The organism is Lactobacillus johnsonii (genome assembly GCF_013487865.1).
Lineage (GTDB): Bacteria > Bacillota > Bacilli > Lactobacillales > Lactobacillaceae > Lactobacillus > Lactobacillus johnsonii_A.
This window is the reverse complement of sequence record NZ_CP047409.1, coordinates 968509-995183: the sequence shown is the minus strand read 5'-3', so window position 1 is coordinate 995183 and position 26675 is coordinate 968509. Positions and strand designations below refer to the sequence as shown.

Genomic DNA, 26675 nt, shown 5'->3' with positions numbered 1-26675 from the left:
CTTCGTCCTTTAGTCTTTTTCGCTTATAAATATTAGATAGATAAAAACTAAGATAATTCCAACTGTAATTGCGCTGTCCGCAATATTAAAGATATTAAATTGAATAAAATCTAGTTGCAACATATCAATTACATATTTTAGATGCAAACGATCAATAAAGTTACCAATGATTCCACCTAAAACTAAGGCTAATCCTGTATCAAAAAGGCCATTTTTATATTTGGGATTAAAAAGATAGTAAATTACAACTGCAATAGCGGCAATACTAATTAAATAAAATAAAATCATTTGTCCACTGAAGATATTCCAGGCTGCTCCATCGTTTTGTAAATATGTAAATGAAAGGACACCAGGAATAATGGTCTTTTCATCACCAATTTTAAAATTAGTAACTATATAATTCTTTAATAATTGATCTGCAATAATTACTAATAAAGAAATTATTAGATATAAGGCTTGTTTAGCTTTACTCATTAGAATAATCCTGAAATCTTTCCGTTATTATCTACATCAATATCTAAGGCAGCTGGATGTTTTGGCAATCCTGGCATATCTAAAATAGATCCCGTAGCTACCACAATAAAACCTGCTCCATTTTTAAGAGCTAAATTCTTAACATGGAGTGTAAAATATTCTGGAGCTCCTAAGATACTCTTTTTATCAGTAAAGCTATACTGTGTTTTAGCCATAATTACTGGTAAGTTGTCTTTACCCATTTTCTTAATTTCTGCTAATTGATCCTTAGCTTTATCAGAATATTCAATATCCTTGGCATGATAAATATTATGGGCGATTTTACTAATTTTTTCTTCTACAGAGTCAGTAGGTTCATATACTGAGGTAAAGTCACTAGCTTTATTAGTTAACTCAACCACTTTTTCTGCGGCCTTAATTCCGCCCTTTGATCCTTCATCATGGTAAGAGACTACTTCACATTCAAAGCCATCAGCTTTAACAAGTTCTTTCAATTTTGATAGTTCTTGTTCAGTATCACTAGCAAATTTATTTATTAGTACAATTACAGGTACACCATAATGAGCCATGTTTTCCATATGGCGCTTTAAGTTCTCAAAACCTTTTTCTAAAGCTGGAATATTTTCCTCATCTAAGTGATCAGTTGTCTCTTCTGCTTGATACTTCAACGCTCTTACGGTTGCAACTACTACTACAGCGTCAGGACGTTTATCTAAATGGTTAGAAACAAAATCCATAAACTTTTGGCCACCCAGGTCTGCTCCAAAACCAGCTTCAGTCAAAACATAGTCGCTTAAGTGTAAAGCGGTATTAGTAGCAATTACTGAATTAGCACCATGAGCAATGTTAGCAAATGGACCGCCATGAACAATTGCTGGGGTATGTTCAAGTGTTTGAACTAAGTTAGGCTTTAATGCGGTTGATAAAAGCGCAGCAATTGCCCCCTCAAACCCTAAGTCTTTAACATAAACAGGTTCATCTTTCACAGAAAAGCCAACTAGCATATTTCCAATGCGCTTTTTCAAGTCATCAATATCAGTTGCTAAACATAAAATAGCCATTAATTCATTAGCTACAATAATTGCAAAGCTAGCTTCATGTTCTATTCCATTAAAACGTGAACCTTGTCCGATAGTGATTTTTCTTAAAGTACGATCATTAACGTCAATTCCACGTTTTAATAAGATACGATTAGGATCTAGCTCTAGACTATTATCTTGATAAATATAGTTATCAACTAAAGCAGCCAAAGTATCAATTGCACTAGTTAATGCGTGCATATCACCAGTAAAATGTAAATTAATATCTTCCATTGGGATGATCTGTGCACATCCACCACCAGTTGCACCACCTTTTAATCCAAAAACAGGACCCATTGAGGGTTCTCTTAATGCAATTAAAGTATTTTTGTGAAGTTGGTTGCTGATTGCATCCCCTAAACCAATGGTAATAGTAGATTTTCCTTCACCAGCTGGCGTAGGACTAATTGAAGTAACAAGAATTAGCTTACCAAGCTTTTTACCTTGTTTAATTCTGTTAATTCCCTTCCAGCTAATCTTAGCCTTATCATTACCATAAAGTTCAATTTCATCTGGTTGAAGATCAACTTTTTTTGCAATTTCTGTAATAGGTAATTCTTTAGTGTCTTGTGCGATTTCAATATCTGACTTCAAATTCATTCCTTCTTTCTTTTAAGTGCTAAAAGCAAGTAAGTATTAATCTTACTCTTTGCTTCATATACAACAAATGCCTTCCATTGCCACTTAATCTTTAAATTTTGAAGCTGAAGTTTCTGACGATATGGTAGTTTTAGCCAGTAAACACTTGCTTCTTTCTGAAAATAAGAATTAAACCAGGTATAAATAACTATAACCACAAAAATAGCTCCTAAGTTAAGTGCAGGATAGCTAATTGCTTTATTGCTTTCATACCCGACAATAAAGGCTGCAAAAATTAGTGCTAGGAGCCAGGAGTAATAAATTACACCAGCAGCGCCTAAAAAAATAAAATGTTTTTTCATAATTTAGAATTTAGGTCACACCCTATTTGTTAATTACCTCTATTGTAACAAAAATCAAGCAGATTTACGTTTTTGTTTAAAATAGCGTTCTAGACTATAATATTAAACAAGAATATGGAGGAAAATAACAACATGAAAATCGGCGTTTTAACTGACAGTTCATCTTATTTAACTAAAGAACAATGCGAGAAATATGGAATTGATGTCTTACCAATTCCAATTATCTGGGATAATAAAGAATATCTGGATTTAATTGATATTGGTTTCCATGAATTTTATGAAAAGCTAAGCAGTTCTTCTACTCTTCCGACTACATCTCAACCCTCAATTGGAATCGTAAAAAAATACGTTGATAAATACATTGATGAAGGTTATACCGACCTAATTATTATTACTCTTTCAAGCGGTATTTCTAGCTTTTACAATAATGTTTTAAGTGTGGCTGATGAAGAAAGCAGAATTAATATTCATCCCTTTGATTGTAAAATAACCTGTGCAGGAGAAGCTAATGCTGCAATATTAGCTGGTCGATTAGTCAAAGCCGGAGCTGATATTGATTTAATCATGCATGACTTAAAGGATTTAAGAAACACTACTGATGTTAGATTTATGGTAGACAATCTTAGTCATTTAAAAAGAACAGGACGCTTATCAAATGCTGCAAGCTTTGTAGGTTCTATATTAAAGATCAAGCCAATCTTATCTATGGACGTTCAAAATGAGGGGAAAATTTCAGCAATTGCAAAAGAGAGACATTATAAACGTGCGTATAATCATATTAAAAAGGACTTTGATCGTTTAACTTCTGATATGCCCTATCCAATTCAGTTAACAATTTTTCATGCTGATGATGAAGAAAGAGAAGCTGAATGGATTAGTGATTATGAAAATAGTTTTCCTAAGGTCAAAATTTATCAAAGTATTATCGGACCAGTAGTTGGTGTTCATGTAGGACAACATACCATGGCTATGATTTGGTGCAGAGATTTAGATTCTTATTTTGATAAAAATGGCAAGCCGATTAAGGATATTAAGTCAAAAGCTGTTGAAGATTGATACTATTTAACTAATATAATTAAGAGAAGCAAGAATTTTATTAAATTTGCTTCTCTATTTTAATTTATAACCTTAAGGTGCTAATTATGAAAAAATATAAATATTCTAGTTACGATATTGCAGATATTGGTGATTATTTAAAAGTTTTTGCTTGTACAGCTGTAATGTCGCAGCCAATTATGAGCATAATTCTTAAGATACATCAGTCTCAGCAAATACAAATTGGTTTTGGTATTCTTTATAATCTAGTTAAATATACTGCTCCGGCCTTTATTTTTGGTATTTTATACACGACTATTAGGACTAGTGACTTAAACGGTCAATTCTTTTACTTCAAGCATCTGCAAAAGAATTGGTCTAATCTCTTTGTACCAACTATTTGGTGGACGTTAATTTATTTATTAGGGATGCCATGGCTTCAGCAAGGTAATAAGTTTAATAGCTTTGGCACCTTTTGCTGGCAATTTATTAATGGTAATGCAGCACCTCACTTATGGTATAACACAATGATGCTACAGTTTATTATCTTAATGCCGTTTTTCTGGCTAATTAGTCGCTATGTAAGAAATAACATTAAACGTGGCTTTGCAGTGGCAATTGTTACTCTAATTCTTTACTTAGCCTGGTTAGGTTTTTATGACTATTATGTTTTTCATGGTGTTCACCAAAATAACTGGTATTTGTTAGATAGAATATTTATCTCTTTTTTTATTTATGCTATTTTTGGTGTTTTAGCCTGGCAATTTAGATCTTACTTTAATCAATTTATAACTAAGTTTTGGTGGCTAATTGCAGTAATCTTTATTATTTGCTTTATCTTGACTAATTATGAATTAAGTCAATTCGGTTACCCTATTAATTTCTATAATGCGCCTTACTATAAAACGTCAATGACTTTTTACTGTTTGGCAGTAATTTGCTTAGTTGCTGCTTTCTGTTTATATCAAGTTCGTAAAAGACAGATAAATAGTTTAAGAATATTCCATTTTTTAGCTGTTTATGCTTACCGAGCCTATCTTGCTAATGTCTTTTGGAACCAGTTAGTCTGGCGCGGATTAAATATGCAATATCATGCAAAATTCCATCCCTTTTTAACCTTATTTGGTTGCTGGTTATTAACCTGGATCTTATCATTTTCATCTGCATATCTTTTACATATTTGGTGGACAAAAGTAAAGGAAATAGTATCTAGAAATACCTATCTGTATATCTAAAAACTCTGAAAATTGCCGCTAGGAGCAGTTTCCAGAGTTTTTATTTTTAGTATTTAATTTTTACATGTAAGTTATCATGAGCTGACGTATCATACAATGTTTGTAAGTACAATTCATAATGTGGACTTTCCGCAATTAAACGTTGATAAATTTTCGACTTTTTAAGTTTTTGTAATTCTTCACTATCAATATGATTCTTTCCAGTAAAAAAGTGATAATTCATCTCGCCAAAAAGACGCCCCATTTTTCTGACAGTATCTAGATCATCATGATTTTGATAAAGATCTTTCTGCATTAATTCTGCCGAAATAGTTCCTAGTTGAATATTTTCTAAATAATCATGAAAGTGAGTTAAAGTCCAATTTTGTTTTTCTTTGTCAGTTAAATAGTCCTTCATCTTAAAATGATGACAAGTATAACTAACTTCTTTCGGAGAAACTTTAACTACCCCATAGCCTTGATCATTGGAGCAAAAACTAGAAGTTACAATTTCTGTAGCTGGACAAGGATCTTGCGGCAACATAATATTCTGAGCATGAATATGACCAGAGAAAACTAATTTCACATTATATTGAGCTAATAACTTACGCAATTCACGATAATCATCAACAACATATCCTTTGTTTACAGCTGGATTATGGGCGTAGAGATTATGATGCATACAAAAAATTACTTGAAGGTTATTCTCACTAGCGTATTGCAGTTGCGCCTTAATCCAACGTCGTTGCTCTTTTCCTAAAAAACCAGCTGTCGCAGGTGCAGTAGTTGCTTCTTCTTTACCGTAATCATTAGAATCAGCTAAAATCAACAAATAATCAGGATTAAGCTTAACACTATAAGCTAAAGATTTATTATCAACACTAACTGCATTTTTATAGGATGTTTTAAAAATATTACGCCACATTCTAGGACTAATTTGACCAGCGTAGTATTGTTTCTTTCCCCGGAATTCTCTAGCCCAGCCATCATAAATATCATGGTTTCCAGGAAGAACTAAAAGCTGTGTTTCTTTTAAAGGTTTAAAAATCTCAGCAAATTTTTCTGCTGACACTCTCTCGCCATTAAAAGTTACATCCCCCGTAACAATGATTGCGGCCGGCTTCTTTTTTTGCGCCATTCTTACAAATGCGCTTAAAGCAGTTTCTTGATAGTATAGATCTTTACCCTGACTAGTTTTTTGCATCTGTGAAAAAGCCTGTCCATGATCATGTAAGCTATCTGCAATTAAATGAGTATCACTAATAACCCAAAAACTAGTTTTCTTGTCTTGCGTTAACATAATTGTTATCTCTTATTAGCCCAATATTGATAATAGTCGGTCCGTAAATTACCATTATAGAATTTTCTCTTCTTAGTGGCCTTTGCACCAAAGTATTTTTCAAATTGAGGATCAGATGTAAGGTAGTACTGACTAAAAGAAGTAAGAGGACGCAATGTTTGTCCCATTTCTTCATAGATCTTTTCAGCTGCTTCTCGATCCTTAAGCCGTTTACCATAAGGAGGATTTACAACAATAACCCCATTTTCTAAGTCAGTTGAAAAGTCTTTTACAGCGACTTGCTTAAATTTTATATCTTGTAATACGCCTGCATTATGAGCATTAACTTTAGCAATTTCTAAAATTGATTGATCAATATCACTAGCTAAGATTGGAGCATGCTCCTTTTTTTCTTGTGCTTTAGCTTCTTCTACTAATTCGGGATGCAATTTCTTATCAAACCAATCAAAATTATCAAATGCAAATTTTCTCCAAATACCAGGAGCTACATTTTTTGCCTTAAGAGCAGCTTCAATTGCAATTGTTCCGGAACCAGTCATTGGATCAATAAATGGATGAGAACCATCAAAAGGAGTTAATTCAATCAAACCTGCTGCAAAATTCTCTTTCAAAGGCGCACCACCATGCTCGACACGATAGCCACGCTTGAATAAACTTTGACCAGTAGTATCTAAGCTTAAACGTGCAGTGTCTTTGTAGAGATGGATATCTAGCGGATATTCTGCTCCACTTTCTGGTAAAAATCCACGTCTTCGATATTGATCGGTCAATTTATCTACAATAGCTTTTTTTACAATTGATTGAACATCAGGTTCAGAATGTAACTTACTACGGACGCTTCTTCCCTTTACAGGAAATTGAGCATCTACTGGTAATAATTCTGCCCAATCATAGCTATAAACTTTATCATATAATTGATCAAAACTAGTAGCCTTAAATTCTTTTAGTAAGATCTTTACGCGGTCAGCACTTCTAAGCCATAGATTAGTTCTGACGATATCTTTTTGAGTTCCTTTAAAAAATACACGGCCATTTTCAGTTGTTGTTTCGTAACCTAAATTGTTTAATTCTTTTGCAACTACACTTTCAAATCCAGCGCCCATTGTTGCATATAATGTATATTCTTTCATTTTATATTTTCTCTATCTATATAAATTTTTCTATAAAAAAAGGCTGAGCCAAAGCTCAACCCTAACCTACAAATCTCTATAAGCCACGTTCTGTTCCAATAGGATTTGGTTAATTCCTATTTTCAGCGACCATCTATCTTCATTAAAAAATGACTTCGTCTTTAGTTCATTTACTTAGACAAAAGCGCCCCTACCAAATTTGGGTTGCCCGCTTGCAGGGTTTACCTCGTTCCACCAGTAAAGTTTCCTTCACTGCTTCGTCACTGTGGCACTTTTCAGGATAGTCACACATGTCAAAAAATATGATTTAGTGCTTTTTCCGCCGTAACTTGTAAAAACAAGTCCCCCAGCTTATTGGGCTGAGTACAAAAACTACAAGCATCTCAGCTTGTGCGTGCGTGGACTTTCCTCAGCTAGCATAAGCTAACCGCGATCGCTCGAAATTTGCAATAATTATTATACCATAGTTTTAATTAGCTTGGTAAGTTCTATCTTGTTGATTCATTCTTTGTTCAAGGTTGTAAACTTTACGCTCTAAAGTAGAAATACGTTGAATCATAGCAACATTAGTAGTTAATTCTGGTGTTTCTTTTTCCTCATTAATGCTACTTACAGCAGCTTTTTGTACTTTCTGAGGAGTATAAGTTTTAATATCATCTTCAATTTCCTCATTCTTAAAATCTAACTTAGGTACAGTACTTTTAGCTGCAGTTTGTTTTTGTTGAGCTTTTAAATCACTGAGTTGTGTTTGCAAATCTTCAATAATAGTCGCAAAAGTGCTGTAATCGGAAATAATTGTATCAAGATATGAATCTACTTCATCAGAATCATATCCCTTCATTTTTGTTCTAAATTGCTTTTTTAAAATACTTTGTGGATTTAATTGAATATCATTTAAACTTGCCATTGGTTTCGTCAAACTCCTTAGTTACAGACTAACGTCTGTTTTAATTTAGGCGATAAAATGTTAGCTAGTTGACAGCTTAATGGCACTCATTTCATCGTATATATTTAGTATAAGTTATAAGTATCCTTCAAGCAATAATAGTAATACTATCTAAAAAAATCTTATTGTCTTAGGTATATAAAAATTAAAGAGCAAATTTATTTTCAATAAAAATTCTTTCGATGATTTTCCTCATATTCTTCTGCAGCTTTTTGTAAGTCATAAAAATCAATTATATCCAGCGGATAATCATGTTTTTCTTGATACTTTTTAATAGCTTCATAATCATACTTTGGTTTACCGGGATGTTCAGGATCATAAAGTAAAATGGCTCGATCTGTATGTTCTAACATAAAATTTTGATAGTTTTTAAGCTGAGCTGGTCTCATATAAGGATAGTCAGAAGTAGAAGCTGTAAAATCAACCTGCTCAGTAAGGTTTTGATACTTCATTTGATTACTATCATTCCATCTTTTTGAGAATTCTAAATAAGGTGTCATTAAAGCCGTATGAACACTATAATCCTTCTGCAGACTAATTGCTGTTTCTAGTGCCCATTGTTCAGTCCCAAGGTTTGCTCCACTAATTACCCAGTCAATCTTTCCTTCTTCAAGTAAACTCTTTAGATAGTTATTCAGAGCATACTTAATTACAGTCAACTTCGGATCTTTATCACTAAAAACTCCCAATTCATAAGAACGATATCCCGTAACCCACAGTCGCTTCATTCTGATCCTTCCTTTCTCTAAAAATGATTTAAAATCTTTGCTATAATGCTAAACAGGAGTGATGTTGATGGTAAAATATCCAACAGGCAGTTTAACACATTATACTAAAGATCAAACTGACCTTTTACATCCAAGAAAGCAAAAACACCGTAAAGATGTTGTATTTTCTGATCGTGGAATGAGCCTAGAACAACAGATCAATGAGTCCAATAAGTATTATCTTCTTGAAGATATTGCCGTTGTTCATAAAAAGCCAACCCCAGTCCAGATAGTTAAAGTAGATTATCCTAAACGATCCCGTGCAGTTATAAAAGAAGCCTACTTTAGGCAAGCTTCTACAACTGATTATAATGGCGTATATCAAGGACGTTATTTAGACTTTGAAGCTAAGGAAACAAGAAATAAGAGCTTATTTCCTTTAAAGAACTTCCATGAACACCAAATTATTCATCTTGAAAGATGTTTAAAGCAAAAAGGAATTTGCTTTACGATTATCCGCTTTGTAACTCTTAATCGATATTTTGTAACTCCTGCTAGTTTTGTAATTGAAGCTTGGAAAACGCCACATAAGAGTTCAATGACCTTGCAAGAGTTAGTTGATAATTCAATTGAGATTAAAAGTGGATTTCGTCCAACTCTTCCATACTTGGATGCAATAGACAATTTTATAGATAGATAGGAACAAAAAGAATGGCAGATAATAATCAAAGGCCAAGTAATTCTAGAATGGCTAAACTTCATCCAAAAGGTAAGCCTCGCAAACGAATTTGGCTACAAATAATCAAGTGGTTCTTTATTGTAGCAATGTTAGTAGTTGTGTCCGGTGTAGGCTTATTTGCATACTATGCTAAAGACGCTCCGAGCATATCACAGGCTCAGCTTCAAAGTGGCGGTACGAGTAGTTTGTATACCCGGGATGGAAAATTTCTTCTTTCTCTAGGGTCAGAAAAAAGAACCTATGTTGATAATAATGAAATTCCTAAAGAACTTAAAAATGCCATTGTCTCTGTCGAAGATAGGCGTTTTTATAAAGAAGGAATTGGACTTGATCCAATTAGAATTATTGGTTCTGTCTTAGTTAATGCTAAAAGTAAAGGCGTGGCTGCTGGTGGATCAACTATTACTCAGCAATTAGTTAAGTTATCGGTCTTCTCCACTGCTGCTTCTCAAAGAACCCTTCGTAGAAAAGCTCAAGAAGCATGGCTTTCAATGAAGGTAGAACGAGAATTTAGCAAAGAACAAATCTTGGAATTTTATATTAATAAAGTTTATATGAACTATGGTAACTACGGGATGGGAACAGCAGCTGACTATTACTATGGTAAAGACCTAAAGGATCTTGACTTAGCTCAGACTGCTCTTCTTGCAGGGATGCCTAATGCCCCAGTTACATATGATCCATATGTTTATCCAGAAAAAGCAAAATATAGACGTGACATTGTATTAAAAGCAATGCTCAGAAATGATAAAATTTCAAAAGCCCAATATAAACAAGCAGTTAATGAGCCTATTACTCAAGGTTTGCAGCCTAAGAAGAATAACTCTACTTCTGAATTACGAAAAGTAGATGATCCATACATTAAAGAAGTAATTAATGAAGTTAAGAGTAAGGGATTTAATCCATACAACGATAATTTGAAAATTACAGTTAATATTGATCAAGATGCTCAACAAAAGCTTTATGACTTAGTAAATGATGGTTCTGTTCCATTTACTAATGACAAGATGCAGGTTGGAGCTACAATTATTGATCCTCGAACTGGTCATGTTATTGCCATTATTGGTGGACGTAAACTTCCTGCAGTTCAATTAGGTTTAAATCGCGCTGTTCAAACTGGTCGTTCAACTGGTTCTACTGTTAAGCCAGTATTAGATTATGGTCCTGCAATTGAGTATCTTAACTGGCCAACTTCTCATATGTTAGATGACTCTAAATATGTTTACCCTGGTACTAACATTCAACTTTATGACTGGGATAATAAATATGAGGGTAAAATGACTATGCGTCATGCTCTTGAACAATCTAGAAATGTTCCAGCTGTTAAGACTTTAAGCAAGGTTGGAGTTGCAAGAGCTTCTCTTTTTGCAAGGAAGCTTGGGGTTAATGTCCCTTCTGATTCTGGCCTCTCAGTTGCAATTGGTGCTAATGCCTCTTCTCTTCAAATGGCGGGCGCATTTGGTGCATTTGCTAATGACGGTATTTACCACAAACCACAATTTGTTTCTAAGATTGAAACTCCAGATGGCTTGACTAGAAACTACGATAGTACTGGTACAAGAGTAATGAAGGAATCAACTGCCTACATTATGACCGACATGCTTAAAGGTGTTATGACTAAAGGTTCGGGTACACAAGCACGCATTAAAAACTTATACGAAGCTGGTAAAACAGGAACAGTTAAATATTCTGATGAAGAGTTAGTAAGATACCCTCAATACAAAAATTCACCAAAAGATTCTTGGTTTGTTGGATATACCAAACTCTACTCAATGGGAATTTGGACTGGATATGATAATCTGAAAGATGGTACTCCTTCGGGTGTGGGCTCATCATCGGCTCAGCTTTTATATAAGCAAATGATGTCATATCTAATGAGTGATAAAGCTAATAAAAACTGGTCAAAACCAAGCACAGTTGTTAGACGCAGAATTGCTAATGGTACACAAGATAAGGTGGTTTCCCCTAATGCAAGTAATTCGAGCTGGCAATTATTTGTTAAAGGTCATGCACCAAGTAATCCATATAGTGATGTGACTGTTGATAGACGAAAAGAGGAAGACGACGATATTGATACAAGAATTGATACAGAAGATGATACTTCTTCTAAAGGACAATCTCGTTCCCAAAGCAGTAGTTCTTCATCATCGAGTCATGCTGAACAATCTTCAAGTCAAAGACAATCCTCCTCTACTTCTAACAACAATAACTCTAATAACCAAACTCAAAATAATAATCACCAAACTGAAAAAACAACAGAAAATAATAACAATAATTCACAACAAAACCAGAATACAAATAATCAAGGAAACAATCAAAATCAACAACAAAATCAGGGTCATAACTCCAATAATAATCAATAATTGAAGTTAAGCTAAAAGATCCCCGAAGTCATGAAGTGCCATAGAAAAGTTAGACATTTATAAAATTTTAAAGATTTGATAATACACGATTTCTGTATTTTACAGGAGTCGTGTATTTTAATTTGTTTGATCTTCTAACATTGTTAAACCAATAAATATAATCTTTCAGAATTTCCTTCATCTCTTCTAAACTTCCAATCTTAAGTCGATTCAGTTTTTCTCTCTTCATTAGATTAAATATCGTTTCTCCTGGTGCATTATCATGACAATTTCCTTTTCGGGACATGCTTTGAATTATATTCATTTTCTTTAGTCGAGCCTGATAGCCTGGATTCTGATATTGAAAGCCTTGATCTGAATGAAGGATAGGAGCAGCTCCTGGTGGAAGATTATCTGCTAGTTCATCTAGCATATTATAAATAGTTTTCATTTCAGGAGAGTAACTTACTGCACAAGCTAGAATCTCCAAAGAAGCTTCATCTACTACAGGAGAAATATAAACATTCTTGCCGTTAGTTAGTTTATATTCGGTTACATCGGTATGAAGAACTTTATAGGGGATAGTTTCATCAAAAGTTTGATTTAGGATATTTGGTGCTTCTTTCCTACATTACCCTTATACGAACTATATTTACCAGTATTTTTATGATAAATTGTTGTTTTTATTCCTAAACTTCTCATTAACTTACGTACTGTTTCTAGAGAAAATTTAAATCCTTCATCTCTTAACGCTCCCCACATAGGACGATAACCATATGTTTCTTGTCCTTCATAGCCATAATAGATTTCTTGAATCTTCTCTTTTACTAAAGCATACTTATCAGCTTGATTAATTCTATTTTTTACATTGTCATAGTAAGTCTTTCTATTTAATTTAAGCACTTTAAATAAGACCTTAAGTTTAATTTGATGGTGTTTTGCCCGAATATCCTGTATTAATTGTGTTTTTTGTTTGTTGGATAACGTGGATATCGGGCAGCCACTTTTTTTAAGACAAGATTTTCCACTCTAAGTCTTTCTAATTCAGCTTCCTGCTTAAGAATTTTTTCTTTATACTTTTGCTTTTCACTAAGTTCTAACTTTTTAGTTGTCTTCTTACTCTTTTTAGGCACTTTCCTAGGCCGACCTTTCTGTTTAGACAGCAGCCCAGCATATCCTTCTTCATTGAACTTTTTAGCCCAATTGTATACTTGAGAATCACTAATATTAAACTTAGCCGCTACCTTTGAAACTCCAATAGAATGTGTTAAATAGTAGCGTACCACATTTAGCCTAAAGTCAGAAGAATAAGTAGTTTTAGTATGTTTAACAGATAAGGCAGCTAAACCTTGACACTTAGCCTTATCAACCCACCTACGAATAAGAGTCCAATGAATATTATATTGTTTAGCTAAACCTTTTATTGAATCTTCATGATTTAAATATTTGGAAACAATTTCAATTTTTAATTCAGTCGAATATTTGGTCATAAAAAAACACCTCATAATTATTAGATTTTATGTCTAACAATTATGAGGCACTTCAGTCATTAAAACGACTTCGAGGATCTTTTTTATTATTTATTGGTTAGTTTAATGGTGGTAAGAAAGAATACGGATCTTGATTTTTAGTACGTGCTGGCATTGTATATCTGCCGAATAAAATCATCGCATGATGTGTATGAATCCATTCTTCTTTTGGCAACAATTCTTCCAGGCGCTCCTCAACTTCGTGGGGAGTCGCTTTTGCACTAACGATATTAAATCGTTTAGAAATACGAGAGACATGTGTATCTACTGCAATTGCTGGTACTTTAAATCCTTCTGCTAAAACAACATTAGCTGTCTTTTCTCCTACGCCCGGTAAGGTCATTAAAATCTTTTTGTCTTTCGGAATCTGACCATCAAATTTTTCGGTAATAATTTGAGCCGTCTCTTTTAAATGCTTAGCCTTTGTACGGTATAAGCCAATTGTATGAATGTGATTCTCAATATCTTTAATATCTGCTTGGGCTAAAGCGGCACTGTCTGGGTAGTCTTTAAAGAATTTAGGCGTAGTTTTATTAACCATTTTATCAGTGGTTTGGGCACTCATTAAAACAGCACATAATAAATGAAACTTCGTATCCCAATTCAATTCACCTTTAGCATCGGGATACAAAGAAAGAATCCTTTTTAAAACCAACCGTGCTTCATCATCTGATAATAATTCTTCCATAATTAGTTACCTAGTTTCTTTGAAGAAAGTTTTTAATTTGATCTAGAGTAGTAAGACCATGGCGTTGCCAATTTAGTAATATTCTGTCAACGTATTTAAAATTATATACCTGCGCTAAAATAGCTTCTCTAAGGGCTAATTTGACTATTTCTGGGTTATAGTGATCAATATTAATCCAAGCAGCAATTTCTTGTTTTTCAATTGGACTCAATAAACGGCCAAATTCTATCTCAAATTGTCTTACCAATTCTTGAATTGGATTTGCGGATTGTTGATTAGATGGCGCAGCTTTGAAACTAGCTTGATCTTGATAATTTTCTTCTCTCTCATCAATAAGTGTATCTAATTTCTGATATAAATGATTTAAATCATAAAAATTAGTTATACGACCTTCCCCATCCCTTTTTTGCCCCAATTCAATTAAGTCCTTATCAATTAAATTTTGAATTAGCTGGGAAATCTCAATCGGAGATAAATTCATTCTCTCTGATAAATCGTTATCGCTAGGGAAAAACTTTTTCTCCTGTTTGAAAGATTCTAGCTGCAATAATAACATTGCTTCAGTTTCAGATATTTTTAAAGAGGGATAGTAACGTAAAAGACTATTAGAAATAACCGTAAAACCTTCATTTTGAATAGCCGAAAAAGATGCCATATAATTTTCCTTTCAAAAAAAGCTGAACTAAAATAGTTCAACTTTTTATATTTATAATATTAGATTATCGATTATGGTTGCATTCTGTTGATCAATCTTGGGAATGGAATAGCTTCACGAATGTGATCTAACTTACAAATCCAAGCGATTGTACGTTCAAATCCCATACCAAATCCAGAATGAGGAACACCACCGAATCTACGCAAGTCAAGGTACCATTGGTAATCTTCTAAATTAAGACCTGCTTCTTCAATTTGTTGTTTCAAAATTTCGTAGTTACCTTCACGTTCAGAACCACCAAAAATTTCACCATATCCTTCAGGTGCAATTACATCAGCACATAAGTATTCTTTAGGATTATCAGGATTCTTCTTCATGTAGAAAGGCTTAATTGTAGTTGGGTAGTTAACGATGAAGACTGGACGATCAAATTGTTCTGAAATATATCCTTCGTCAGGTGCACCAAAGTCGTCACCCCATTTAATATCACGACCGGCTTCTTGAAGCATTTTAATAGCATCATCGTATGAAAGACGAGTAAAGTTACCTTCAGTAGTTGGACGTAATTTTTCAGGATCTCTACCTAAGATCTTTAATTCATATTCATTATTTTCAAGGACTTGTTTAACCATGTAAGACAAGTATCTTTCTTGGATATCTAAAGATTCGTCTTGGTGCATCCATGCCATTTCTGGTTCCATCATCCAGAACTCTGTCATATGACGACGGCCCTTAGATTCTTCTGCTCTAAATGTTGGTCCAAAAGTAAAGATTTTTCCGTAAGCCATCGCACCAGCTTCACCATACAATTGACCAGATTGTGACAAGTAAGCATCATTGTTGAAGTATTCAACGTGGAATAATTGAGTAGTGCCTTCTGGAGCAGAGTGCATAAAGATAGGAGCATCAAACTTAATGAATCCTTCTTTTTCGAAGAAATCAATAGTTGCTTTAAACATAGTATTTCTAATTTGCATAATAGCAAATGGACGCTTAGATCTTAACCATAAATGACGATTATCAAGTAAGAAATCAACACCATGTTCCTTATTACCAATTGGGTAACCTTCGTTGTTAGAAACAATTTCTAAATCTGAAATTTGAATTTCATAGCCAAAGTGTGAGCGCTTATCTTCGTGAACAGTACCAGTGATGTAAAAACTAGCTTCTTGACGCAAAGATTTAGCTGCTTCAAAAACTTCTTCAGAAACATCATTCTTACGAATAACCCCTTGGAAAAATGCTGTTCCATCACGTAATTGTAAGAAGATAATCTTACCACTTGATCGTTTATCAGTTAACCAAACATGCATTTTAACTTCTTGGTCTACATGTTTAGAAGAATCTTTAATTGAGATTAATTCTGTCATTACTTACCAACCTTTTTAATTAAATTTAACTTTATTATACTAAAAAATCACTCTTTAGTTTAACAAATTTATAAATTGTCCGCATAGACTACTTCTTTTCCATTTCTAAAATCATAAAGAACATAGCCATAATTACCATTTTTCTTTTTATATGTTACTTCCCAAACTGGCATCCCCTTATACCAACCTAGCTGGCATTTAGGATTATTGTGTTCAGGATGTTCATCATTAAAAGTCTTTAAAATCTGCTCTTCACTTTTACCTTTATTTGCTTGATAAAGGTAAGCTTTTTTACTTTTTGGAAGATAAATGAAGTAATACTTTTTACCCTTCTTACTCATTCCTTCTAAACTATTACTCTCAACGCTACGACTTAAATGGTAGTTCTTGGTAACTGTAGTAATTGGGGTCTTTTCAAGGGCAACCTTATTAGTTTCTTTAACTGTATCACTTGCTGGCTTAGTTGCAATATAAAACACAATACAAAGACATAGATAAATTGCTGCCAAAACCCCAACCACAATTCCAGTGATTTTAAGTCCTTTTTTTACATATTTATTCATTCTGCTTACTATTCCTTAAAACATTTAGTAGTTGTTGCTTGCTAACTTTTTTAGCACTCACAGGTAGTCCTGATAAAAAATGTTCGCCATAAGATTTATTCCAAACTCGTTGATCTAAAACTACAAAGACTCCATGATCACGCTCATTTCTGATCAGGCGACCACATCCCTGCCTAAATCTTAAAATTGCTCGTGGTAGTGTATCAACTTCAAAAATTTTATCAGCTCCAACCTGCTTTTTTAAACATTCTGTTCGTAATTTTACTTCGGGTTGATCTGGTGACTCAAAAGGTAAACGAGTAACAATCGCAAGATCTACCCCATTATGTTTAAAGTCAATTCCTTCCCAAAAACTATTTGCTCCAAGTAAAATGGCTTTTTCAGCAATTCCGAAACGTTTAGCAATTTTTTCATTAGAACCAGTTAAGCCTTGAGCTAAAATTTCGTAGTCCTTTAAAGCATTACTGTTTTCACTTAGTCTACTAAAAACATCGCGGATAACATCTAAATTAGTAAATAAAACTAACACATGCTTATAGTCTTTAATTTGAGTAAGTAAAGTACTAATAAATGTTTCATATTCCGGACTGTTTGGATCCTCCGGCGCATTATTATCTGAAAGTGCATATACTTTTAAATGCTTTTCAACTTTGAAAGAAGGTTTTGCTCGATAAGTGAGTGTCTTTTTAGGATCTAAATATAGTTTTTTAATAGTGTATGAGAAGTCGTCTTGTTCTGCTAAAGTAGCTGAAATAAATAGTTTTTTATCAAAGTAATGATATAACTGTTTAACTTCTTCTTCAGGATCAAGTGTTAACCAAGTTAAATTAGTTGATAGTGGGTCATCTTCATTGCTTATTTCTAAAACAAATCCTTCATGATCTAACTTTTTAGGGTCGCTTAATTGATCAAGTAAAAGATAGTTTTGTTCTGAGTAATAATCTAACTGATCTATTTCTTCTTGAAGATCTCTTATTAAAACATCGTCGCTCGTTAAAAGATTTTTTTGTTGATGATATAGCAAAAATAGAAGTTGATTAGTCTCTTGGCGCACAATTTCAATATTGTCTTGCATAAGATTTAACAAATGCTTGAAATGCTTAATACTGTTAAACAAATCTTGTCCCTGAAATCCGAGACTAATAGCATTTTGGCGCTTCTCTTCCCAACTGGTAGCAAATTTTCGATTATCGTAAAGAGCTTCTTGAATCTTATTAATAGAATGGATTAAATCATTCGTATCTTTTTCAAGTTTATCTAGGATTAATTTGAATTCTAAATTATTACCAAAACGTGCCTTAGCACTATCTTCTGCATAAAAAAGCAGGTTACGCAAATGACTACACATTCCCCAGAAACTTTCAAATTGGAGTGAATCGTTTCGTGAACTTGCTACATTTTCAACAAAACGATGCGCCTCATCAACAACTAGGAAAGGATTCTGGCCCCAAATTGAGTCCATATAGTGATTAGCTAAATAGGCATGATTAGTAATTAAAATATCAGCTTGTTCTTGTCTACTACGTGCTAAATTCCAGAAATCATACTCGGCAAAAGCTGTTCCAATTCTCGCATCTCCGGGATGTTCAATTGCCGCAAAAAGAGGAGCCTGATAGTTAGTTAACTGGAGCTCATCTAAATCACCTGTTTCTGTTTCAGTAAGCCAGATCAAAATCCCCATTTGTAAAATTAAAGTTTGCTGAATCGGATTATCAGTCTGATAAAGAGAATTATAAAATCCATCTAAATCTAAATAATGGCTGCTTGACTTAACAATTTGGGCATCTAAATCTAAATGAGTAACTCGCAAAAGTTGCGGAATTTCCTGCTTTAGAATTTGCTCCTGTAAAACCTTAGTGGGTGTTGCTACGACTAATTTTCTACCTGAATATAGCTCGTATGCATAAGCCATTAAGTAACTAAAGGTTTTTCCGCTTCCATTTGGTGCTTCAACAACTAATGAGTTATCTGAGTCACTATAAACAAAGTCGTGTAGTCTATTAATTAGACTAACTTGTCCCCGTCTAAAGCGGAGATTCTTTTTAAATAATTCTTTCTTTTCTTCATCGCTTTGAGGAAATGAGCCAGGACTTGCTACATCATTACGACGTGAAGCTACATTTTGCTTTTTCAGGATTAAATGTTTTACCTGAATCAAATCTTTAGGCAATGGTCTCTTAGTCTGCCGAGCAACTTGACCAATTTCATAAAAAATATAGTCAGTATCGCGTAGCAATCCTTTTGATAAGGAAGTCAAAGTATTGAGAGTTGCCTGAGGAAGATTTTCCAGTTTCTTAATTGCTTTTAGTAGTAATTTTGCTGTTACTAGTGCATCTGAATCAGCTCGGTGCGGATTTAAGTGTTTAATTCTCAAACGAGCTGTTAAATCTCGTAATTTATAAGATGGAAAAGTTGGAAAAGCAATTTGTGCTAATTCCACCGTATCAACTGCTTTTCCAGTTAGTGGCTCTAAGCCCGCATTTACAAGCTCATAGTTTAAAAACGGAAGATCAAAATTTACATTATGTGCAACAAAAATTGTATTTTCTAAGATTTTTCGTATCTTTGATGCATAGTAACTAAAATCATGAGCCTTAGCAACGTCTTCATTACTAATATGAGTTAAATTTTCAACAGCTTGAGGGATTTCACGATGAGGATTGATTAAGAATGAATATGTTTTTACTACCTTACGCTTTTTGATGATTGCACAACCAAATTGAATAATATGATCGCCTTGATTGCGCTGGGTGCCTGTAGTTTCAAGATCGACGACCGCAAAAACATCATCTGTAAAGGCTTTTTTCATAATAATCTCCCTTCTATTCTGTTTCTAGTCTACTGGGACCACTTTCCTTGCGTCAAGCAAAATTAAATATTTTCCAATTACCTTTTTATTTCCCGATATTTCATTTAATGCTTGTTCATATAAACGTAGTTGCCCAGTATATTTTTGCTTAATTTCGTCTATAGCTTGTTCTTCATGAGTTTTGTCAACAAAATCAGTTTTATAGTCAAATAAAATTAAACCTTCGTCTGTTTCAAAATATCCATCAATTGTTCCGTGAACTAAAATTTTGGCTGCTGAGTCAGAAAAATCGTTAAACAGTTCACTAGCATTCACTAAGCTTGAAAATTGACTTTCTCTATGTAATTTTTCTGGTTTTTGCCAAAATTCTGACGCAAATTCACTCATCACAAACCAATTTAAGGCCTCTATTGATAAATGTGGCACCATCAATGGGTTTAATTTACCTAATTCTACAAGTTCTTCAATTTCTTGTTCTAAATTTAACTCAGTTTTATCACTCTGATAATCATAATATTGTAAAACTAAGTGCATGGCTGTTCCGATCTCTGCTCCAGTAAATTTCTGTTTTTCTAAAAATACGGGAGTTTCATCAATCGGTTGTAGATATCGATTGCTTGAAGAAATAAGACGTGAATTTTCAAGTTCAGTATCCATAGGATCATTAAATACTTTTTTTATCTCAGAAACAGACTGATAGGCTGTAGTCTTAGTGGCATCCGAAAATGGATATTCAAAATTATAAAGGCTTTTGACTACATCATTCATTTTAGAACTTAATTTTTGAGTGTTTTCTTTTTGTTCAATATTTTCTTCTGAAATTGACTGCACAGCAAACTTTAAGTAATAGATCTTATCTTGCTCTTCTAAAGCTAAGGTCATGTCTTCAATTGTTTGATCAAATTCATGCTTTTGTTCTAACTTAGGTCCTAAGAAATCTAGTGGAGATTGGGCGTTGATTTTTCTTATTAAGGGAAGAATATTCGTTTTTTGATCAATTTCACTCTCCCACTTTTTCTGCTTAGTCTCCATATCGCTTACACTAGCCACTAAGATAAGCTTTTGTTGAGCACGTGTTAAACCAACATATAAAATTCTAGCTTCTTCTTCAAGCATTTGTTGTCTTTTTTCAACATCGGCTAAAGATTTAACTAGAGAATCAATTCGATAATCTTTTTCTTTAATTGTTAATCCAAGTCCGTCTTTACTAATTGTAAAATTACCACTTAAGTCACGTGTCTGATACTTGTGGCCTAGCCCCATGACAAACACTACTGGAAATTCCAAACCTTTAGAAGCATGGATAGTCATTAGTTTTACAGCATTATCAGCCTTATCACTTAAAAGTGGTTGTGCTAAATCCTTTTGATTTTTCCGCATGCGTTCGATAAAACTAATAAATTGATATAGACCTTTAAAGCCGGCACTTTCATAAGAAGTGGCTCTCTCATATAGAGATTCTAGGTTTACTCTACGCTGTTGGCCATTAGGCAAGCCAGTCACAATTTCTAACAGATGAGTTCTTTCATAAATGCTCCAAATCAACTCAGAAATTCGATGAGTTGCCGCAAATGATCGTAAAGATTCTAATTGTTGAAGGAAGTTTTTACATTTTTGACCAAGATCTGAATTGACTGAAGCAAAACTAGTTAAAGCATTATAAAAATTACCAGACCTGGTTTTGACCCTAATTTGTGCTAGTTCAGGTTCTTTAAAGTTAAAAAGCGGTGAACGCAAAACTGCTACTAAAGGTATGTCCTGTTGTGGATTATCAATTAATCTCAAGTAATTCATAATCATTACTAATTCAAATGTTTGAAAATAGTTCTGAGCATCAGTTACAAATAAAGGTAAATCTGCCTTTGCAAATTCTTGCATTACCTGTAAGTTGTCACTTCTAGTACGCGTAATAATCGCAATATCAGAATATTCTAGCGGGCGTTTAAGCTGTGTTTTCCGGTCCCAAACTTGAAAATTCTCTTCTTTAAGTTGCTTAATTCTAGCAATAACCATTTGAATTTCACTGAAGTCCATTTCGTCTCCAAAATTTTCTTCAAGCGAAGCTTGCGTTTGTTTTTTATCCGTGAAAATATATTCATTTGCAGTAGGCAAGTCAGTAGGATAATAACTTGCGCCAAATTGTAATTGTCCTTCTTTTTTGTAATCAATTCCACCAAAATTTGCAGTTAAAATTGGATTGAATAAAGAGTTTACTGTCTTAGTAACTCTTTTGGTTGACCTAAAATTATCTGATAAGATAATTTTTTCACTGTCATCATTCTGCCCATAAGCATGATATTTGCTTAAAAACAAGTCAGGACGTGCTTGTCTAAAACCATAAATAGATTGTTTTATATCTCCAACCATGAATAGGTTATTTTGCCCCTTCTTTTTGATGGCTGCAATGATATTTTCCTGCAAAGCGTTAACATCTTGGTACTCATCAATTAGGATTTCATTGAATTTTTCTTGATAGTATTCTTGGGCAATATGAGCATTCGAAGTATCGGTTGTAAGAATGCTGAAAGCAAATTGTTCCATATCACTATAGTCAATTAAATTCTGTTCTCGTTTTAATTGACCAAATCTCTTAATTAGCTTTTTCTCAGCATCAACAATGGTTTTAACTAATTTTTCTGATTTTTTGAGAATGCTTACCTGTTCTTTTTCTTCTACTACAAAAAAGTTAGCAAAGATCTTCTTAAGTTGATCATTTAAATCAGATTTTAGCTTTTGACTTTCTTGGTAAGTTTCAAGACTTTCCTCTGACCACTTTTTAGACTTACGAATGTTCTTTTCAAACTTACAATTCATTAGACTAGCTCGAATTTCATTATAAGAATGATCATCTTCCAAAGTATTTAAGAATTGCTCTAAACGACTGGTAAAGATATCATAGTTTTCTTTAACCTTCACTAAATCTGGATTTTCCATTTGAGGATTTTCAAAGAGCTGTCTTATTTCAGTTTGTAGATCCTTTATCTCTTTTACTAAAAGTGGCTTAATATGACTCTGCCACAAATCAGATCCAATTAAATCATCTTGAATTTGATAAGAATTAGGCAGATTATTGAGAAATTTTTCATAATTAGGCTCAGTAACTGCAGTATTGTACAACTGCAATAAAAGATTTCGCGCTCCTTCAGCATCCCTATCACCAGAAAAATTATCATAGAAATCCTGAAATCTTTGATCATTGTTTTCAAGATACTCAATTTCTATTTCATGTAGGGCACGCTCTTTTAATAGTTCAGCTTGAGTTTCATCAGTTAAAACACTAAATTGTGGATCAAGATCAATTACATAATAAAAACGCCTAATTATATCTAAACAAAAAGAATCGATTGTAGATATATTTGCAGTATCAACATCTAATAATTGGCTACGAAGAAATTGGTTATTAGGCTCTTTCTCAATTTGATCGCTTATTTTTTGCTTGATTCGTTCCTTCATTTCACGAGCAGCAGCTTTAGTAAAAGTGATAATCAAAAGGGATGAAACTGGTGTACCAGATAAAATACGTTTCAAAACACGTTCAACTAGTACTGTAGTCTTTCCTGAACCAGCGGATGCTGAAACTAGGATATCTTTCCCATAATCGTTAATTGCTTGATTTTGTTCCTTAGTAAATTGCGTCAACTATTCTTCACCATCCAAGTCTAATTTTTCTTTTATTAGGTTCAAAAGCGTCTTTTTATCAATGGATTTAATCTTATGATAGTTATTTTCTTTAAGCATTGCATCAAAGAAGAAGATGTCTTTAAAGTCAGAATAAGTAAGGGATGTTTGTTGACCATAAGAGTAAGGATCTAGCTCAATCTTTCCTGATAAAATCTCATTACCAGCATTTTTTATCAAATATGAGTTATAAGCTAATAACAAGTCTAGTTGATCCGGTGTAAAACTCTGATTTTGTGGCCAACTAATATCGCCGTTTACCTTTCGCTTAACACTAGTATATAGATCAGAGACAGCACGATCTTTTTCCATTCCAGGTTCTATTAGATCAAGCATTTCTTCATCTGCAATTAAGATTCCGTTATACATTAACTTCTTAGTACTTTCTTTAGCTAAATCTTTAATTTGATAATTGCTTAAGATCATTTTTTCACTGCTCAAACGTTCAAGACTACTAGTAATATTTTGGTAAAATGCGCCTAAAACATCTAAATCCTTACCTTGAGCAAAAAACTTATTATTATTTTTCAAAACTTCTAAGTAGGAAATCATCTGCATTGAAATTCCGTTTGCAAATAAACCTAGGTCAAATTTTTTTGCGGATGACTTATAATCAATCACTTCACCTAAAATTCGATCGTTTACTTGGGCTAAATCAACTCTATCCATCTTTCCACGAAGATCTACAATCTTCTTTTTATTATTATCATCTTTCCAGCTATATGAGAGACCACTCACCTTTTGATTTTTACCAAAACTTAATTCAGAATATTGTGGTCTGAACGTAGTCTTATTTACATTGCTATGCCAATAATGAGCCACATTAGCTGTAGTTTGGTCTAACTTATGGAATAGGTATTTATTGAATGGATCATTTAAAAGCTGACGGTATCTGCCCTTTTCTTTTAATTCTTCTCTTACTTCAATTAAAAGCTCGCCTAACTTCTCCTCTGTTAAATCAGCAAAATTTAACTTCTTTTCTTTAATCCTTTTAACTAGATAATCAAAAGTTTCATGGTAGTAGTTTCCTGCTTGAATTACATCAAGTTCATTTTCAAAGCGTTTCTTCAAATGTAAGCCGTAATTTAGGAAGTATTCAAAAGAATTTTGATAATACGTTTCTAGTTGTGAAACAGAAGTTTCAATTCGATCGCCATATAGCTGTTGTGCTAGCTCAGGCGGAAGATCTTGAGGTATATTCTTAAAGCCGCTCCCTTCAAGCACATTTTGCGCTATGTCACCAATTTTTTCTTCCGTCATATCTAGCAGAGAGTCTACATCAGTAGCTGCTTTATTCTTTAAGTAAGTTAGGTAACCTAGACTCGCTTCTGGATTAGTTATAAAAGTTAAAACATCTCCATTATTCTGAGGTAAATCATGTTGTGAAAATTCATCAGCATGGGTTAACTTTAATAACTGCTTATAAAAAATTGAAGGTTCTAATTGTTCATTTGCAGTATTAATTACTGGATAAGAAATATAAATCTTATCACTAGCTAAACTTAAAGCATTTCCAAATTGATAATTTTGATCTAAGTTATTGATCTTTTGCTGATCTTCCAAGTATCCACTAGATTCATTTCCTTCATTTAATTGCTCTAAGTTTTCAGAGCTAAAGAAACCTGGTATTTTTTCAATTTGGGGTAAATTACTGCTAGTCGCACCAATAATGAAAACTTGTTTATATCCTTGGCCTTGTACCATACCGAATTCAGAAATGTTAACTGCATCAAGAGTAGACGGAATTTGCGAGAAATTAGCCTCGCTAAAGCCGCTGATTAACAAATCAAAAAATTGATCTAAAGAAAATTTATTTGCTACTAGTAAGTAGTCCTTTAATAAGTCAGTTAAAGTTGACCAAACTTGTTCTGGTTGCTGAGCTAACTGTAAATCACCTGCATCATTAGCTTCTTTGCGCCAACTTTCTAAACGTTTCGCAATGTGATTTTTAATTAAAAAATTCCAAAAAACTGTTACTCCAGCTTGCGGATCCTCTTCTTTATCAAGTTGTTCAAAGAAGTTAGTTAAAGCATCAATAAAGTGCTTTCGTAGTCGATCAAGATCTTCTACTTCTTTCTCAGATTTATCTAAAGCAATTACCTCTGCATCTACAAAATTCTTTAGTGACTTAGTCCATAGTTTTCCTTTGATACCATGGGCTAAGACAAAATTTTCAAGTAGGTCAACATCATTTTGATAGTGTGCAGAATTTTTGTACCAGCCAGGGATGAATAACTGCGTCTTCATTAAAGCAACTACATTATCCGTTTGAAAACCACGCTTAAAAATTTGCTGCAAATTTTCAACAGCAACTACTAGGGGATGGTATTTCATTTCTTTTTGTAAATCATTGAAGAAAGGGATCTGGTTTTGCCTTAAAATTGGGGTTAAATATGTTTCATACTCACTTAGATTTGGTGCTAAAACTAGAAAATCCTGGTAGCGATAGTTATTTAAGGCTACTTGCTGATAAATTGTACGCGCAACAAAATAGGCTTCTGCATACCGCGAGTCTGCCTTGACTGGCTGCAAAAACTTACTTAAACGTTCATCAAATCCACTTGTTTTTGTCCAAACCCCATTTAGTAAAGAACTAGGATTAGTTTGAGTAAGTGGATATTCTTGAGTTTGATAGTCTAATTGTTGGTTTTGCCAAAAATGCTCTAATTGGCCAATTGTACGTTGCACTACGTAGTCATAGTCACCTGGTTCAGCATTATTATCAATTTTGCCAATTTTTGTCTTAAAAGCTAAAGTTGTATTTTTTGCCTTTTTTGAAATTAAACGGACTGATGTTAATTCTTGTAAAGAAAAATGTGAAAAATCAGAAAAATAAAATTCCATCGTACTCAAGTTATTGCTTTTTGCTAAGAACTCATTGAGCAATAATTGCATTTCATCTTTGGTAGCAAATTTCTCTGACAAACGTTCAATAAACTCATCATAAATAATTCTTAAGTCATGAATTTTATAGCTGGTCTCTTCATTCAATTTCTTTTCATCAATATTGTCTAACTCAATATTGCCGGCTCGTACAGATAAAATTGCTTCATACATTTGCCTTAAGGCACCGGATGTAACTTGAGTTTGATTCTGAAATAGTTTTAATTCATCTTGATGATCCTTAACAATTTGCTCTAGTAGCATGACACTAGCGGCATCATCTAGAATTTGTGGTAGTTTAATTGCCTCATCTCTCAAAAAGTACCAAGCTAGTCGTGAAAAAGAAAGAATGTGCAATTTATTTACTGCAACTTGTTTTTTATTTGTTAAAACAGAGAGCTTGCTAAGTGCGCGTACTTCTGTGGTAAACTTAATATGGTTTGGCACGATAATAAAAATATCGTGTCTTTTATCTTGGTAGTATGCCTTAACAGCTTGATCAATTATTTCATTTTGCAAGTTGTCTACTTGTCTACCAGTAATTACATTAATCATAAGTCTCTAGTCTCCTTAGCAAATATTTTAGCATATGA

Annotated in this window: 18 protein-coding genes, 1 other RNA gene and 1 pseudogene; 4 read left to right on the top strand and 16 right to left on the bottom strand. The window is 33.4% G+C overall.

The genetic code is table 11. The annotated features are described in order from the left end of the window. Positions 1–9: 9 nt before the first annotated feature. From lspA to GTO82_RS04700, 3 genes are read right to left on the bottom strand one after another with little or no spacing between them, the layout of a single operon-like run. Positions 10–474: a signal peptidase II gene (gene lspA / locus GTO82_RS04710; RefSeq protein ID WP_004894860.1), complete on the bottom strand. Its 465-nt coding sequence runs from the start codon at positions 472–474 to the stop codon at positions 10–12. After that, a complete protein-coding gene (locus tag GTO82_RS04705) occupies positions 474–2153 on the bottom strand; it encodes a formate--tetrahydrofolate ligase (RefSeq protein WP_180874043.1) in 1680 nt (559 codons plus the stop codon). The genes lspA and GTO82_RS04705 overlap by 1 nt, the downstream gene beginning before the upstream one ends. After that, the gene (locus GTO82_RS04700) at positions 2150–2494 is read right to left on the bottom strand and encodes a hypothetical protein (RefSeq protein ID WP_180874041.1); all 345 of its coding nucleotides are present in this window, start codon (positions 2492–2494) and stop codon (positions 2150–2152) included. Before GTO82_RS04700 ends, GTO82_RS04705 begins: the two co-directional genes overlap by 4 nt. Before the next feature lie 132 nt (positions 2495–2626). Between GTO82_RS04700 and GTO82_RS04695 the strand changes: the two genes are divergently transcribed. Both GTO82_RS04695 and GTO82_RS04690 read left to right on the top strand, forming a co-directional pair. Further along, positions 2627–3550, top strand: a complete 924-nt coding sequence (locus GTO82_RS04695; RefSeq protein ID WP_180874039.1) for a DegV family protein — start codon at positions 2627–2629, stop codon at positions 3548–3550. An 86-nt stretch (positions 3551–3636) separates the two neighbouring features. Next, positions 3637–4764, top strand: a complete 1128-nt coding sequence (locus GTO82_RS04690; protein ID WP_180874037.1) for an acyltransferase family protein — start codon at positions 3637–3639, stop codon at positions 4762–4764. A 46-nt stretch (positions 4765–4810) separates the two neighbouring features. Here the strand turns inward: GTO82_RS04690 and GTO82_RS04685 are convergent, their stop codons facing one another. The 5 genes from GTO82_RS04685 to GTO82_RS04665 all read right to left on the bottom strand — a co-directional run bounded on the left by GTO82_RS04685 (position 4811) and on the right by GTO82_RS04665 (position 8847). Further along, on the bottom strand, positions 4811–6043 hold the full coding sequence (locus GTO82_RS04685; protein ID WP_180874035.1) for a metallophosphoesterase: 1233 nt from the start codon (positions 6041–6043) through the stop codon (positions 4811–4813). Positions 6044–6048: 5 nt separating this feature from the next. Continuing rightward, positions 6049–7173 carry a THUMP domain-containing class I SAM-dependent RNA methyltransferase gene (locus tag GTO82_RS04680; RefSeq protein WP_180874034.1) on the bottom strand — a complete coding sequence of 375 codons (1125 nt, stop codon included), beginning with the start codon at positions 7171–7173 and terminating at the stop codon, positions 6049–6051. A gap of 74 nt (positions 7174–7247) precedes the next feature. After that, positions 7248–7618, bottom strand: an RNA gene (rnpB, locus tag GTO82_RS04675) — RNase P RNA component class B. Positions 7619–7642: 24 nt separating this feature from the next. Then, positions 7643–8080, bottom strand: coding sequence for a DivIVA domain-containing protein (locus GTO82_RS04670; RefSeq protein WP_180874032.1), 438 nt, complete (start codon positions 8078–8080; stop codon positions 7643–7645). A gap of 203 nt (positions 8081–8283) precedes the next feature. Then, entirely contained in the window at positions 8284–8847 is a 564-nt protein-coding gene (locus tag GTO82_RS04665; protein WP_180874031.1) for a DUF1273 domain-containing protein, read from the bottom strand. A gap of 67 nt (positions 8848–8914) precedes the next feature. Between GTO82_RS04665 and recU the strand changes: the two genes are divergently transcribed. Together recU and GTO82_RS04655 are read left to right on the top strand one after the other, a co-directional pair. After that, on the top strand, positions 8915–9526 hold the full coding sequence (recU, locus tag GTO82_RS04660; protein WP_180874029.1) for a Holliday junction resolvase RecU: 612 nt from the start codon (positions 8915–8917) through the stop codon (positions 9524–9526). Between the two features lie 11 nt (positions 9527–9537). Continuing rightward, positions 9538–11928, top strand: coding sequence for a PBP1A family penicillin-binding protein (locus tag GTO82_RS04655; RefSeq protein WP_180874027.1), 2391 nt, complete (start codon positions 9538–9540; stop codon positions 11926–11928). Positions 11929–11995: 67 nt separating this feature from the next. Here GTO82_RS04655 and GTO82_RS04650 read toward each other — a convergent pair. From GTO82_RS04650 to GTO82_RS04615, 8 genes and pseudogenes are all read right to left on the bottom strand, one after another. Next, positions 11996–13397, bottom strand: a pseudogene (locus GTO82_RS04650) (IS3-like element IS1223 family transposase). A gap of 97 nt (positions 13398–13494) precedes the next feature. Then, positions 13495–14124: an endonuclease III gene (gene nth, locus GTO82_RS04645; protein WP_180874026.1), complete on the bottom strand. Its 630-nt coding sequence runs from the start codon at positions 14122–14124 to the stop codon at positions 13495–13497. A gap of 10 nt (positions 14125–14134) precedes the next feature. Beyond that, positions 14135–14779, bottom strand: coding sequence for a DnaD domain protein (locus tag GTO82_RS04640; protein WP_180874024.1), 645 nt, complete (start codon positions 14777–14779; stop codon positions 14135–14137). 71 nt (positions 14780–14850) lie between these two features. Then, positions 14851–16149: an asparagine--tRNA ligase gene (asnS, locus tag GTO82_RS04635; protein ID WP_180874022.1), complete on the bottom strand. Its 1299-nt coding sequence runs from the start codon at positions 16147–16149 to the stop codon at positions 14851–14853. Positions 16150–16217: 68 nt separating this feature from the next. Continuing rightward, a complete protein-coding gene (locus GTO82_RS04630) occupies positions 16218–16712 on the bottom strand; it encodes a hypothetical protein (protein WP_180874020.1) in 495 nt (164 codons plus the stop codon). Then, a complete protein-coding gene (locus GTO82_RS04625; protein WP_180874018.1) occupies positions 16705–19521 on the bottom strand; it encodes a helicase C-terminal domain-containing protein in 2817 nt (938 codons plus the stop codon). Before GTO82_RS04625 ends, GTO82_RS04630 begins: the two co-directional genes overlap by 8 nt. A 24-nt stretch (positions 19522–19545) precedes the next feature. Next, on the bottom strand, positions 19546–23160 hold the full coding sequence (gene addA / locus GTO82_RS04620) for a helicase-exonuclease AddAB subunit AddA (RefSeq protein ID WP_180874016.1): 3615 nt from the start codon (positions 23158–23160) through the stop codon (positions 19546–19548). Next, positions 23161–26637, bottom strand: coding sequence for a PD-(D/E)XK nuclease family protein (locus GTO82_RS04615; protein ID WP_180874015.1), 3477 nt, complete (start codon positions 26635–26637; stop codon positions 23161–23163). Between the last annotated feature and the right edge of the window lie 38 nt (positions 26638–26675).

Coding starts and splice junctions, on each gene's coding strand:
- lspA (WP_004894860.1), bottom strand. CDS start 474: ATGAGTAAAGCTAAACAAGCCTTATATCTAATAATTTCTTTATTAGTA.
- GTO82_RS04705 (WP_180874043.1), bottom strand. CDS start 2,153: ATGAATTTGAAGTCAGATATTGAAATCGCACAAGACACTAAAGAATTA.
- GTO82_RS04700 (WP_180874041.1), bottom strand. CDS start 2,494: ATGAAAAAACATTTTATTTTTTTAGGCGCTGCTGGTGTAATTTATTAC.
- GTO82_RS04695 (WP_180874039.1), top strand. CDS start 2,627: ATGAAAATCGGCGTTTTAACTGACAGTTCATCTTATTTAACTAAAGAA.
- GTO82_RS04690 (WP_180874037.1), top strand. CDS start 3,637: ATGAAAAAATATAAATATTCTAGTTACGATATTGCAGATATTGGTGAT.
- GTO82_RS04685 (WP_180874035.1), bottom strand. CDS start 6,043: ATGTTAACGCAAGACAAGAAAACTAGTTTTTGGGTTATTAGTGATACT.
- GTO82_RS04680 (WP_180874034.1), bottom strand. CDS start 7,173: ATGAAAGAATATACATTATATGCAACAATGGGCGCTGGATTTGAAAGT.
- GTO82_RS04670 (WP_180874032.1), bottom strand. CDS start 8,080: ATGGCAAGTTTAAATGATATTCAATTAAATCCACAAAGTATTTTAAAA.
- GTO82_RS04665 (WP_180874031.1), bottom strand. CDS start 8,847: ATGAAGCGACTGTGGGTTACGGGATATCGTTCTTATGAATTGGGAGTT.
- recU (WP_180874029.1), top strand. CDS start 8,915: ATGGTAAAATATCCAACAGGCAGTTTAACACATTATACTAAAGATCAA.
- GTO82_RS04655 (WP_180874027.1), top strand. CDS start 9,538: ATGGCAGATAATAATCAAAGGCCAAGTAATTCTAGAATGGCTAAACTT.
- nth (WP_180874026.1), bottom strand. CDS start 14,124: ATGGAAGAATTATTATCAGATGATGAAGCACGGTTGGTTTTAAAAAGG.
- GTO82_RS04640 (WP_180874024.1), bottom strand. CDS start 14,779: ATGGCATCTTTTTCGGCTATTCAAAATGAAGGTTTTACGGTTATTTCT.
- asnS (WP_180874022.1), bottom strand. CDS start 16,149: ATGACAGAATTAATCTCAATTAAAGATTCTTCTAAACATGTAGACCAA.
- GTO82_RS04630 (WP_180874020.1), bottom strand. CDS start 16,712: ATGAATAAATATGTAAAAAAAGGACTTAAAATCACTGGAATTGTGGTT.
- GTO82_RS04625 (WP_180874018.1), bottom strand. CDS start 19,521: ATGAAAAAAGCCTTTACAGATGATGTTTTTGCGGTCGTCGATCTTGAA.
- GTO82_RS04615 (WP_180874015.1), bottom strand. CDS start 26,637: ATGATTAATGTAATTACTGGTAGACAAGTAGACAACTTGCAAAATGAA.